The sequence below is a fragment of the Thalassospira sp. MCCC 1A01428 genome (assembly GCF_002115825.1).
Lineage (GTDB): Bacteria > Pseudomonadota > Alphaproteobacteria > Rhodospirillales > Thalassospiraceae > Thalassospira.
Genome location: NZ_JFJZ01000004.1, coordinates 82,699 through 95,308 on the forward strand (window position 1 = coordinate 82,699; position 12,610 = coordinate 95,308).

At 53.4% G+C, this 12,610-nt stretch carries 9 protein-coding genes and 1 riboswitch; of the genes, 4 read left to right on the top strand and 5 right to left on the bottom strand.

Annotation, left to right across the window (positions count from 1 at the left end):
* Window positions 1-156: 156 nt before the first annotated feature.
* Window positions 157-999 (bottom strand): SDR family oxidoreductase, encoded by an 843-nt coding sequence (locus THS27_RS04805; protein WP_085588413.1) that lies wholly within the window; start codon window positions 997-999, stop codon window positions 157-159.
* A gap of 96 nt (window positions 1,000-1,095) precedes the next feature.
* Here THS27_RS04805 and THS27_RS04810 point away from each other — a divergent pair, with 96 nt between their 5' ends.
* Window positions 1,096-2,001, top strand: a complete 906-nt coding sequence (locus tag THS27_RS04810) for a LysR family transcriptional regulator (RefSeq protein ID WP_085588415.1) — start codon at window positions 1,096-1,098, stop codon at window positions 1,999-2,001.
* A gap of 73 nt (window positions 2,002-2,074) precedes the next feature.
* Here THS27_RS04810 and THS27_RS04815 read toward each other — a convergent pair whose 3' ends face one another.
* The 3 genes from THS27_RS04815 to THS27_RS04825 form a co-directional block, all read right to left on the bottom strand.
* Entirely contained in the window at window positions 2,075-2,515 is a 441-nt protein-coding gene (locus tag THS27_RS04815; RefSeq protein WP_085588417.1) for a response regulator, read from the bottom strand.
* 331 nt (window positions 2,516-2,846) lie between these two features.
* Window positions 2,847-4,142: a c-type cytochrome biogenesis protein CcmI gene (gene ccmI / locus THS27_RS04820; RefSeq protein ID WP_085588419.1), complete on the bottom strand. Its 1,296-nt coding sequence runs from the start codon at window positions 4,140-4,142 to the stop codon at window positions 2,847-2,849.
* Window positions 4,143-4,175: 33 nt separating this feature from the next.
* Window positions 4,176-6,167, bottom strand: coding sequence for a heme lyase CcmF/NrfE family subunit (locus tag THS27_RS04825; RefSeq protein ID WP_085588421.1), 1,992 nt, complete (start codon window positions 6,165-6,167; stop codon window positions 4,176-4,178).
* A gap of 183 nt (window positions 6,168-6,350) precedes the next feature.
* On the opposite strand from THS27_RS04825, the gene THS27_RS04830 reads away from it, so the two are divergent.
* Window positions 6,351-7,361 carry a cation diffusion facilitator family transporter gene (locus THS27_RS04830; RefSeq protein ID WP_085588423.1) on the top strand — a complete coding sequence of 337 codons (1,011 nt, stop codon included), beginning with the start codon at window positions 6,351-6,353 and terminating at the stop codon, window positions 7,359-7,361.
* Between the two features lie 68 nt (window positions 7,362-7,429).
* Window positions 7,430-7,557, top strand: a riboswitch (TPP riboswitch).
* Window positions 7,558-7,704: 147 nt separating this feature from the next.
* Window positions 7,705-9,522 (top strand): phosphomethylpyrimidine synthase ThiC, encoded by a 1,818-nt coding sequence (gene thiC, locus THS27_RS04835; RefSeq protein WP_085588425.1) that lies wholly within the window; start codon window positions 7,705-7,707, stop codon window positions 9,520-9,522.
* Between the two features lie 107 nt (window positions 9,523-9,629).
* On the opposite strand, the gene THS27_RS04840 is transcribed toward thiC, so the two are convergent.
* Complete coding sequence (locus THS27_RS04840; protein ID WP_085588759.1) at window positions 9,630-10,394, bottom strand: PhoH family protein; 765 nt, start codon at window positions 10,392-10,394, stop codon at window positions 9,630-9,632.
* A gap of 616 nt (window positions 10,395-11,010) precedes the next feature.
* Between THS27_RS04840 and THS27_RS04850 the strand changes: the two genes are divergently transcribed.
* Complete coding sequence (locus tag THS27_RS04850) at window positions 11,011-12,606, top strand: peptide chain release factor 3 (RefSeq protein WP_085588429.1); 1,596 nt, start codon at window positions 11,011-11,013, stop codon at window positions 12,604-12,606.
* Window positions 12,607-12,610: the final 4 nt, after the last annotated feature.

The window sequence follows — 12,610 nt, forward strand, 5'->3', positions numbered from 1 at the left end:
ACAATAAAAGGGCCGCTATCCGATAAGGATAGCGGCCCTTTTTGTTGTCTTGTCGCAGGGCAGATATGGTCAGAACGTATCGTGATGGTGAATATCGCCTGTTTTACAGTCTGCTCATGTCACTTTGTTTGACGTGTCTATCCGGTATCAAAATCGTCAGGGGCGTTGTGTTTCGCTGCGGTCGGCAGAAAAGGCGATGTCCTTTTGGGCCTCCAGGCTACGAAGGCGTTCGTGCAAGGCTGCGTGGATTGCGTGATAGGCGGTGCTGCCCAGTGTGACACGAAGCGGGGCAGGTGTTACATCTACGGCATTAACCATCGCCTGTGCTGTATTTACCGCATCACCCTTGATGGTGAAATCACCATTGGCTATCGCCTCGCGAACCTGATGGGCCGGTGTTCCCTTATAGGCATCTAACGGGGGTGGGCTGATAAGGCCATCCCCAAAGCCGGTTTGGGTGGGGCCGGGTTCTATGATGGTAAAGTCGATGCCAAAACCTGAAACCTCCTGCCGGACGGCTTCGACAAAGCCTTCAATTCCCCATTTGGTGGTATGATACAAGCTGAAATTAGGATAGGCGATTTGTCCGCCTTCGGATGATACCTGTAAAATACGGCCGTGTTTTTGCGCACGTAAGTGCGGCAGGGCCGCGCGAATCACCTGGATTGACCCGATAATGTTGGTGTTGATCTGATGAACGATTTGATCATCGCCAAGTTCCTCGGCAGCACCAAACAGGCCATAACCGGCATTGTTAACGATGACGTCAATTGTGCGATATCGGGCAAATGCCTGGTTGATCACGTCACGGATTTGCGCCGTATCGGTGACATCAAGCTGCATCACATCTAACCGATCCCCATATTGGGCGATCAGGTCGGTGAGAATGCCGGGTTTACGAACTGTTGCAATGACTGTGTCGCCACGCGCGAGCAGGATTTTGGTCATTTCCAGACCAAGACCGGAAGACGTGCCGGTGATAAACCATGTGCGGGTCATACATACCTCGTTGGTTGGAGAAGATATGCATGACTATAGATTTTTAGATTATTGGGTCTATGCTGCCTAATTGGCATGACTTGATGGTAAATACCCATGAATTATACCCCCAGCCTTAACGATCTGAAGGCGTTTGCCTGTATTGCGGGATGGCAGAGTTTTCGCAAAGCAGCCGACGAACTGGGGTTGGCCCCATCGACGTTAAGTCATGTTGTCCGTACCCTGGAAGAAAATATGGGGGTGCGTCTGTTTCATCGCACGACCCGCAGTGTCGCCCTGACCGAGGCGGGCGAAAAACTGTTGTCCCGGTTGCAACCGGTCTTGCGCGACCTTGATTTTGCGCTTGAAGAAGTAAACCATTTTCGAGATCGGCCCAGCGGTATGCTGCGGATTAACACCAGTGACATTGCTGTTGCAATGTTGCTGGATGCAGTTGTGCCGGACTTTTTGGCGCAATATCCCGATATGTCGCTGGATCTGGTGACGGACGGGCGGCTGGTGGATATTGTGGCCGAAGGTTTCGACGCCGGTATCCGGTTAGGCGAGGCCATTCCCCAAGATATGATTGCGGTGCGATTTGGCGGAGAGACCCGGTTTGTTGCTATTGCAGCACCGTCTTATTTTAACAATCGATCCGTGCCCCATATACCGGATGATCTAAAGTTTCATCGCTGCATTCGGTATCGTTTGCCCAGTGGCAAACCCTATCAATGGGAATTCGCCCGTCACGGACAGGAATTACATATTGATGTTCCAGGCAGTTTAACGCTGGATCATCCTGTTTTGATGGTAAAGGCGGCCATGGCCGGGCTTGGCATTGCGTATGTGCCGCAAACAGTTGCCCAAGACGCGCTGGCAAACGGGAGCCTGATAACCGTACTTGACGACTGGTGCCCGCCAATTGCCGGTTTGTATTTGTATTATCCCGGTCATCGGCATGTACCCTCGGGATTGCGGGCATTTATTGATGTAATGAAAGCAAGTACACGCGGGAACAGCTGAAAGGCACAGCCGTTCCACGTGCCGGGCATGCCAAAATAAAGGATGCAAAGCCAAAAACGCAGGGAAATATGCGCTAGTGTGACGGGGTAAGGGCGGTATCAAGCCAGAAGGTTTCGATCATTTTCATCAGATCGATAAATTCAACCACATCTACCGGTTTGCGCAAATAGCAATTAGCCCCCGCAGCATAACATAAATCAACATCACGTTCGGCACCTGATGTTGTTAAAACAATGACGGGGATGCTGGCCGAGGCCGGGTCGCTACGAATATCGCGCAGCATTTCACGACCATCCTTGCGCGGCATATTCAAATCCAGCAAGATCAGTTTGGGACGCGGTGCGTTGCGGTATTGCCCATCCTTTTGCAGAAACTGAAGGGCCGTGATGCCATCTTTGACGTGATGAAGATTTACCGGGCGCGAAAATTCCTTTAAGGCTTCTTCAACAAGCCTTGCATCGCCGGGGTTGTCTTCAATCAGCAATAAATGGCTGGGCGTCTTCACCGCTGACATCTCCACCTGGATCCATTATTCTTAAGAACAGGGGTAACACCCCGGTTAGCTAGCATCATACTAAACTTGATTATAGCATTCCTGAATGTTTATAGATGACTGGTTTTTGATTGTCGTTCGCAATTTAGTTTTCTACGGGTAAAAATCGACATTTTTTCGATTTTTAGACCTGATTATTGCCAGCACAGCGAAGAAAACGCGTTTTTTTTCGATAATTGCTGCCGGAAAAGCAGTTGTATTTTCCTGTTTTCGATCATTTAAAACGGGCAAAAACGGAGTCGCAAAAGGATAGCATGGATGCGACTCCTGATTGCAAATTTTCTTATATATCCTAGTTGGTTGCAATGCCGGCCTGACCGGCGATAGCCGCAAGCTGGTTCAGGGCCTGGGGGTTATCTTTCAGGGCTTCTTGCGCCTGCTGATAACTTTGTTGTGCTTTGTCTTTCATGCCCATGACCATGTAGGCGCGCATCAAGCGGGCCCAGCCATCGGGGTCTTGCGGGTTTTCTTCCAGTTTCGATGCCAGACGGTCGACCATGCCTTCAATCATTTGGCGGCGCTCTTCGGGGGTCAGGTCGGCTGCTGCTTTCATGTCCTGCTGGCTGGGGCCAACAGTGCCTGCAATCGCAGGTGCAGACGGGGGCAATGCCGGTTTCAGACGGCCGGTAATGTCAATGCCTTCAGCCTGGGCGGTTTGCTGGATTTGGCGCACAACCATTGGCAACCACGATGCATCGGCCGGGGCGGAATTTGCCAGCGTGATCCAGCGTTCAACGGCAGCCCCGGCATGGCCTTGCTGTAAATCGGCAACACCTAAATAAAAGCCGATTCGCGGGTTGTCATTGCCGGATTTTGCGGCTTCTTCCAGGGCTCCACGCGCCGGGGCTGTAACCTGCCCGTCGCTGGCACGGATAATGGCTTCGGCATACATCGCCAGATAGGCCCCATCCCGATTGGAAAGTTTTACGGCTTCAAGAAAGGCCGTCTGGGCTTCTTGCGGGCGGTTTAACGCCAGCAGGCTGTTGCCCAGCAATTCCCAGTTCTCAAGGTTGTTGGGGTTTTGGATTAGTTTGTTGGAAAGGTCGGCCACGGCGTTACGCAGGGCGCGGTCGCGTTCCTGGTTATTATTTTGCGCATTGCGGGCCGCCATTATTTCGTCGGTACGCTGGGCAATGGGGCGGTCGGGCAGGGCAGGATGACCAATATCAAGATAAAGGCCAAGCCCGCCGATAATGCCGATCAGGATCAGGGCAACCGCGACAGGGCGGGCAAAGGCGCCGGGCGTTTTGCCAACGCGGCTTGCCGCCCGGGTTTGAATACGCTGGTCGGTTGCCAGAATGCGGCGTTGTACTTCGATGCGGGCAGCATCGGCCTGTTCGGCGTTTAAAACACCCCGATCAATGTCACGGGTGATTTCAGCCAGCTGGTCACGGTAAACGGTCAAATCCCGTTGTAATTCATCCTGATCAACCAGTTCGGCGTTATGCTCGGCCTTGTTTTGGGCATCGTTATGTGCGCTGCCATCCGATGGCAGGGGGCGGCTTTTTTTCGGGCCGGCTAAAACCGGCCATAACACGTAACCTGCAATGGCAACGGTAACGAGGGCAAAAACAATCCAGACAGTCATGGGGTGGGGGTATCCTGTTTTCGTTTTTGCCGTTTATTCGGCCGGTTGGGCCGCATGGGTGTTTTTTTGTGCCTTGCGCGACCGGTTTGGTGCGCCAACACGATAACGACGGTCAGAAAGCGACATTAGCCCGCCAAACACCATGACCAGGCCACCAACCCACATCCAGGGAATCATCGGTTTGATATAAAACCGTGTTACCCAGTTGTTGTTTTCGTCGGGATCGCCCAAAACGGCATAAACATCGCCGGTAAAGGATGACTGAATGGCGGCTTCGGTGGTGGGGCGGCCTTCAACGGTGTAAATCCGCTTTTCCGGTGCCAGAATAGTTGTTTTATCTCCGGGATGTTTAACCGTTATATGCGCCTGGCGGGCCATATAGTTTGGTCCCTGAATTTCCCTGATGTCGTTCAGGGTGAAACTATAGGACCCGACCTGTACGCTATCGCCTATGGCCATGGACTGCACAGCTTCGGTCGTCCATGCCTGGGATCCGGTGATTCCGGCAATGACAATGGCAACCCCTGCATGGGCCAGCATCATGCCATGTGCGGAACGTGGCAAATTGCGCATACGGCGAAAGCTGGTGCCCAACGGTTCGCGAAACAGTTTTATTCGCCCGGCCCATTCCAGAACGGAGCCAACAAACAGCCATACCGCGAGCCCCATGCCAAACAGGGCAAAGGCCGGGCCGCCTGAAAGCCAGTAGGTTACCAGAACCGTGACGACAACAATGGCGATGGCGAGTTTTAGTTTGCTAATGGCTGCCAGCAGATCAGCGCGTTTCCAAGGTAAAAACGGGCCAATCGCCATGGCGATGATCAGTGGCGTCATGATCGGGACAAAGGTGGCATCAAAAAATGGCGCGCCGACCGATATTTTCTCGCCGGTCAGGGTTTCCAGGAACAGCGGATAAAGCGTCCCTAAAAATACCATCGCCGCAGCAATCGATAGCAGCACATTGTTAAAAACCAGTGCCCCTTCGCGCGAAATCGGCTGAAACAGCCCGCCGCCCTTCAGGGTGGGCGCACGCCAGGCATATAGCGCAAACGACCCCCCCACCGACAGGGCCAGCAATATCAGAATAAAAATGCCGCGTTTCGGATCGGTGGCGAAGGCATGAACCGACGTTAATGCACCCGAACGCACCAGAAATGTGCCAAGCAGGGAAAATGAAAAGGCGATAATGGCAAGAAAGATGGTCCAGCTTTTAAGGGCATCGCGTTTTTCAACCACAATGGCCGAATGTAGCAGGGCGGTTCCCGCCAGCCATGGCATGAAGGATGCGTTTTCAACCGGGTCCCAGAACCACCAGCCGCCCCAGCCGAGTTCATAATAGGACCACCACGAACCAAGCCCGATGCCCGCGGTAAGAAACACCCAAGCGGCCAGTGTCCATGGGCGGACCCAGCGTGCCCAGGCCGGATCAACCCGGCCTTCAATAAGGGCGGCAACGGCAAAGGCAAAGGCCACCGAAAAGCCGACATAACCCAGATACAGGAACGGCGGGTGAATGGCGATGCCGGGGTCCTGCAATAACGGGTTCATGCCCTGGCCGTTTAACGGCGGGTTGGCAATGCGTTCAAACGGGTTTGAGGTTAGCAGGATGAACAGCAAAAAGCCGACAGCGATAAGCCCCATTACGCCAACAACCCGGGCAAGCAGGCTGGGTGGTAAATTGCGGCCAAAGGCCGAAACCGCCGCACCAAACAGCGACAGGATCATGACCCATAACAGCATCGATCCTTCGTGATTGGCCCAAACCCCGGTGATCTTATAGATCAGCGGTTTGGCGGTGTGGCTGTTTTCCACCACATTCAGAACCGAGAAATCGGACGTGACATAGGCGTATGTCAGGGCACCAAAAGAAAATGCGATCAGCACAAAGCTGGCAATTGCTGTGCGCGGGGCAACACGCAGCAAGGCACTATCGCCCCGTGCTGCTGCCAGAAACGGCACCGTGGATTGGGCAAACGCCATGGCCAGCGCCAATACGAGGGCATAATGTCCGAGTTCAACGATCATGGGGGCTTGCCAATCCTTTATATACAGGTTCGAGCCGATATAATGTCCGATGCAAAGTTTGGAAACCTTGCGGAATATCAAATTTGCGCTATTTGCACGGGCGCATTAAATAGAATTATTATATACAGCCTGTTCTAGCGCACAGTTTGGGTCCAGACCCAAGCCATACCAAAGGGTCGTACAATGAACCAATGTCCGGTTATTGACATTGCACAGCGAGAAATGTGGGCACGTCGGGCGACGACGGCCTCCATTATTATTGCTGCGACCCTGATTGTCCTTAAGGCAATCGGGTGGTTCATGACGGATTCGGTCAGCCTTTTGTCTTCCATGATAGATAGCATGCTTGATATCGGTACGTCCGTGATCAATTTCATGGCGGTGCGTAGTGCCTGGCGTCCGGCAGACCATGACCACCGTTTTGGTCATGGCAAGGCCGAACCGCTGGCGGGGCTTTTCCAGTCCGCCTTTATGCTGGGCGCTGCTGTGCTGGTATTGGCCGAGGCATCTTCGCGCCTGATGGACCCGCAACCGATGCGCCTTGCCAATGAAGCAATCTATATCATGGTTGCATCGCTGGTGATGACAGTGGGGCTGGTTTTGCTGCAACGCAAGGCGATGCGGATGTCAGGTTCGATGGCGGTCGAGGCCGATTCGCTGCATTACAGTTCCGACATTCTTGCCAATGCGGCTGTTATTATTGCGCTGTTGCTGGTGGGGTCGGGCTTTTTATGGGCCGACCCGGTGATTGGCGGTATTGTTGCGATTTTCCTGCTGTATTCGGCAGGCAAGGTTGGCCGCGATGCTGTTTCGGTGTTGATGGATCGGGAATTACCCGAACCCGATAGCCAGCGCATTATTGAACTGACCATGAAACACAAATCTGTAATCGGTATTCACCGTTTGCGCACCCGTTCATCGGGGGTGCATCGCTTTGCTGAAATTGAACTGATCATGGATGGCGGGATGCTGATGCGCGAAGCCCATACTATTTGCCATCAGGTGATGGACAGCATTCGCGGCGAATATCCCGACCTGGATATTACCATCCACCCCGAACCGCCCGAAGATATTCATCTTGATGAATTTAGCGGTTACACCGAAGACCCCGAATTTTGGCACGAAGCCCGGGCGCGCAAGGTGGGGCTGGATGATATCCCTGTTTCCAACAGCGAACTCGCGACGGGCCGCTAGACCGAATATCTGTTCAGATAAAATATTCCGGCGATTGACACCTGCGATTTTAAATTGCAACTATGATCCTCGATCACCTGGGGGGCCCCGGCAAGGGGCTGAGATTCTGCTGGGTAAAGTTTCAGACTTTACGCGCAGTGACCCTTTGAACCTGATCCAGTTCATACTGGCGTAGGGATGGTGCAGATGCCGGGTCTTTCACCAGACGGACGTGGCACTGATGACAGCCTCAAAGGGCCTGCTGCGTTGCAGTTATTCCTTTGCTTGCTGTGATCGGGGAAACTTATTCATCTGAAACCTGACGCGGAACTGGGTCTCCATTGCCTTTGCAAAGGAGCCTTTTATGCCTGCTTTAAATCCGGACGTTGAAATTACGTGTGGCCCGTTACCGGCCTCGCAAAAAATATACATTCCAGGCACTCTTCATCCTGAAATTCGCGTTCCGATGCGCGAAATTTCGGTTCACCCCACGGCGGGCGAGCCGCCCGTGCGGGTATATGACCCGTCAGGCCCCTATACCGACCCGAATGTGACCATCGATATCCGGCAGGGATTGGCCCGGTTGCGCCAGCACTGGCATAAGAATAATGGAACAGTCACGTCGTATGACGGGCGGGATGTGCAGCAGGTTGATAACGGTGTGGCCCCGGGAACGCGCCACGCGGTTGATGATTTTCCGGTTAAATACCGGCCATTTAGGGCCGTTGGCCAAACCGCGATCACGCAGCTTGCCTATGCAAGGGCCGGCATCGTGACACCGGAAATGGAATTTGTTGCCATCCGCGAAAATTTGGGCCGAGCACGGGCCATTAATGCCGCACGAACCGCCAAACGGGATGGCGACAGCTTTGGTGCCGCTATCCCCGATTTTGTTACGCCGGAGTTTGTGCGCGATGAAATTGCCCGCGGACGGGCGGTTATCCCTGCCAATATCAACCATCCTGAAGCGGAACCGATGATTATAGGCCGGAATTTTCTGGTCAAGATCAATGCCAACATTGGCAATTCGGCGGTGACGTCGTCGATGGAAGAAGAAGTTGAAAAAATGGTATGGGCGACCCGGTGGGGGGCCGATACCGTGATGGACCTTTCAACGGGGCGAAATATTCACAACATCCGCGAATGGATTATTCGGAACGCGCCGGTACCGATTGGCACGGTGCCGCTTTATCAGGCCTTGGAAAAAGTGGATGGCATTGCCGAAGATCTGACCTGGGAGGTTTATCGCGATACCCTGATCGAACAGGCTGAACAGGGTGTGGATTATTTCACCATTCATGCCGGATTACGCCTGCATCATATTCCGTTAACGGTGGATCGGGTAACAGGCATTGTGTCGCGTGGCGGTTCGATCATGGCGAAATGGTGCCTGCATCATCACCGCGAAAGTTTTCTGTACGAACATTTCGCAGAGATTTGCGACATTTGCCGTGCCTATGATGTGACCTTTTCACTGGGGGACGGGTTGCGCCCCGGATCGATTGCCGATGCTAACGATGCCGCACAGTTTGCCGAACTTGAAACCCTGGGTGAGCTGACCCAAATTGCCTGGGCAAAGGACTGCCAGGTGATGATCGAGGGGCCGGGCCATGTGCCGATGCACAAGATCAAACACAATATGGACAAACAGCTGGAGGTTTGTGGCGAAGCCCCGTTTTATACGCTTGGCCCGCTAACCACCGATATTGCACCGGGATATGACCATATTACATCGGGCATTGGGGCGGCGATGATTGGCTGGTTTGGCACCGCGATGCTGTGTTACGTGACACCGAAGGAACATCTGGGCCTGCCGGACCGTAACGATGTGAAAACCGGGGTGATTACCTATAAAATTGCCGCCCATGCCGCCGACCTGGCCAAAGGGCACCCGGCCGCACAAATGCGCGATGATGCCTTGTCGCGTGCCCGGTTTGAATTTCGCTGGGAAGACCAGTTTAACCTGGCATTGGATCCGGAAACGGCCCGGTCTTTTCACGATCAGACCTTGCCAAAGGAGGCACATAAGTTGGCGCATTTTTGTTCGATGTGTGGGCCAAAGTTTTGTTCAATGCGGATTTCACACGATATTCGTGCCGATGCCCAGAAAGAAGGCATGGCTGCCATGGCTGAAAAATACCGCGATGGTGGTGACCTTTACATGACCCAACCGGCACCTTGAGCAACGATTGACAATATAATAGCCTGGCCTGCAATCAGGAATGATAAAGGCGGCCCGGTCATTAAGGGCCGCCTTTGTTATATTGGAACCTGTTTATGATCGGAAAATTACAGCACCGTCAACATGCTGGCGACCAACGGGTGGCGAACAATATCCTTGTCGCGTAGCTGAACACAGGCAATGTCTTCGACATGTTGCAGACGATCTGCCATTTCCGAAAGGCCCGACAGTTCTGGCAGAAGGTCGGTTTGGTCGGGGTCGCCGGTCAAAATCATGGTGGAGTTCCAGCCCAAACGGGTGACCAGCATTTTAAGCTGGCCATAGGTGCAGTTTTGGGCTTCGTCGATAACGACAAAGGCGTTGTTGAGCGTGCGGCCCCGCATATAACCGATGGGGGCAATTTCAATGGTGCCATCCGATAAGTAGGTCCGCAGGCGTTTGTTGCCCAACCGGTCGTTCAGGGCATCGTATAGCGGGCGAAGGTAGGGGGCCATTTTGGCTTCGACATCTCCGGGCAGAAAACCGATATTTTCGCCTGCTTCAACTGCCGGGCGGGCCAGGACAATACGGCCAATGTCCCCGGCATCAAGGGCTTCGACGGCTTTGGCAACGGCAATATAGGTTTTACCGGTACCCGCCGGGCCAAGGGCAAGGACCAGGTTGAAATTATCGATTGCTTCCATCAGGGCTGCCTGATTTTCGCTTTTTGGACGGATATGGCGGCGGAAACTTTGATCGCGATGTGTTGGGGGCACAGTCTGGCCCTGCTCTGCCAAGGGGTCCCAGGTCGATTTGTTCTCGTCGAACAGTTCGTGGATGTTGCCGTCTGACTGTTGCGGATGGCTCCGACGGCGTGCTGCGCGCTTACCCATGATGATCACCTCGCGATTTGAAGTCAAAGCCGGCCAAAACACATGAAATTTCGCCGGCGTTCGACTTACGTTGTGCAAAAAAGCAAAACGCGCCATTCCAGTGTTGGAAAAGCGCGCGAACATTCTTCATCTTGTAAATAAGAGGACGGCTAGGAAAGGTGCCGGACCCTAATGCATTTCGCATCTGCGATCCGGGGGGAGAAAAGATACGATGTGAGACGCTGTTTTGCGGCACTCGTTTGTCCCCTTTTGAGTTCGGCTCATGACCGAACACCAGAATCCTACGCCTGCATGTCGGGGCTTGTCATCCTTTTTTGCATTGTTAAATTTGAATGAATTCGCAAACGGCTTGTTTTCAAATGTTTATCTTGCAGCTGCGAACAAAAAATTTGCTTCGCTGCGGCATAAAAACAGTGATTTGTCGGAATGGGTGGTAAAATTTGACTGCTTTTATGGCGGGGTCGGGCCGTGTTGTCGTTGGCATAGCGGCGGCAGGGTGTGTTTTTGCTGCTGAATGGCGCGCATCATGCCCGATATGACGATTTCATTGTGGTATCATGGCTAAAAATCAGTACAGTGCGCCGCAATTGAATGTCTCAGGATTATTGGAACCACCATGTCGTCGATCGACCATCAGGTCTCGCGCCGCCGGACCTTTGCCATCATCTCGCACCCCGATGCGGGTAAAACCACGCTGACGGAAAAGCTGTTGCTGTTCGGCGGTGCCATTCAGATGGCTGGTGCTGTCAAGGCAAAGAAAGAACAGCGCGGGGCGCGTTCGGACTTTATGAAAATCGAACAGGACCGTGGTATTTCGGTATCCTCGGCGGTGATGACGTTCGAGTTTGAAGATAATATCTTCAACCTGCTTGATACGCCAGGCCACGAAGATTTTTCCGAAGATACCTATCGGGTTCTGACCGCCGTTGACAGTGCGGTGATGGTGATTGACGCCGCCAAGGGCATCGAAGCCCAGACGCGCAAGCTGTTTGAGGTTTGCCGCCTGCGCGATGTGCCGATCACGACGTTTGTGAACAAGCTGGACCGTGAAACCCGGGATTTCTTTGAACTGATGGACCAGATCGAACAGGATCTGGCGCTGGATGTGACGCCGGTGACCTGGCCGATTGGGTCGGGCCGTGATTTTCATGGCTGTTATGACCTGATCAACGACCAGATCCTGTTCATGGAAAAGGGCGGCAAGGTTGTTAAGGAAGCCATTCAGATTAAAGGTCTGCATGACCCGAAACTGGACGAACTGGTGCCGGATTATCTGGTTGCGCAGTTGCGTGAAGATGTGGAAATGGTGCGCGAAATGTGCCCGCCATTCGACATTGAATCGTATCGCGAAGGCCATTTGACCCCGGTGTTTTTCGGTTCTGCCATTAACAATTTCGGTGTGCGTGAATTGTTGCGTGGCATTGCCGAAAATGCACCCACCCCGCGCCCGCAAGAAGCTGCAACCCGCACAGTCAAGGCTGACGAAACCAAGGTTTCGGGCTTTGTATTTAAAGTGCAGGCCAATATCGACCCGAACCACCGTGACCGTATTGCCTTTATTCGTCTGTGTTCGGGGCATTTCAAACGCGGCATGAAGTTAAAACATGTGCGTGCCGGCAAACAGATGGCGGTGCATAACCCGATGCTGTTTTTTGCCAATGAACGCGACATTGCCGAGGAAGCCTGGCCGGGCGATATTATCGGTATTCCCAACCACGGTACGCTGCGCATTGGCGATACCCTGACCGAAGGCGAAGACTTGCGCTTCCGCGGTGTGCCGGCCTTTGCGCCTGAATTGTTGCAAAAAGTGCGCCTGGATGACCCGTTAAAGGGCAAACATCTTCAGCGTGCGTTGGAACAACTTGCCGAAGAAGGTGCTTCACAGGTGTTCAAACCCATGATGGGGGCGGACTGGATTGTTGGTGTGGTCGGTCAGCTTCAGTTTGAAGTGTTAAAGGAACGCATTGCTGCGGAATATGGCATCAAGGTTCATTTCGAACAGACACCAGCCTATGCCGCGCGCTGGGTGATGTGTGATGATCCGATCGAACTTAAAAAGTTCCGCGATACCAACCAGTCGGCCTTGTTTGAAGACCATGATAAAACCCTGGTTTTCATTGCCCGTAATGCCTGGCATCTGGAAACAGCGCAGCGCGACTGGCCGAACTGCCGGTTCGAGGCAACGCGCGAGCAAAACATGGTTGCGGCGTAAGCCA

Bases quoted from the DNA above. Each gene is read 5' to 3' on its own strand.
- THS27_RS04805 (WP_085588413.1), bottom strand. From the start codon at position 999: ATGACCCGCACATGGTTTATCACCGGCACGTCTTCCGGTCTTGGTCTG.
- THS27_RS04810 (WP_085588415.1), top strand. From the start codon at position 1,096: ATGAATTATACCCCCAGCCTTAACGATCTGAAGGCGTTTGCCTGTATT.
- THS27_RS04815 (WP_085588417.1), bottom strand. From the start codon at position 2,515: ATGTCAGCGGTGAAGACGCCCAGCCATTTATTGCTGATTGAAGACAAC.
- ccmI (WP_085588419.1), bottom strand. From the start codon at position 4,142: ATGACTGTCTGGATTGTTTTTGCCCTCGTTACCGTTGCCATTGCAGGT.
- THS27_RS04825 (WP_085588421.1), bottom strand. From the start codon at position 6,167: ATGATCGTTGAACTCGGACATTATGCCCTCGTATTGGCGCTGGCCATG.
- THS27_RS04830 (WP_085588423.1), top strand. From the start codon at position 6,351: ATGAACCAATGTCCGGTTATTGACATTGCACAGCGAGAAATGTGGGCA.
- thiC (WP_085588425.1), top strand. From the start codon at position 7,705: ATGCCTGCTTTAAATCCGGACGTTGAAATTACGTGTGGCCCGTTACCG.
- THS27_RS04840 (WP_085588759.1), bottom strand. From the start codon at position 10,394: ATGGGTAAGCGCGCAGCACGCCGTCGGAGCCATCCGCAACAGTCAGAC.
- THS27_RS04850 (WP_085588429.1), top strand. From the start codon at position 11,011: ATGTCGTCGATCGACCATCAGGTCTCGCGCCGCCGGACCTTTGCCATC.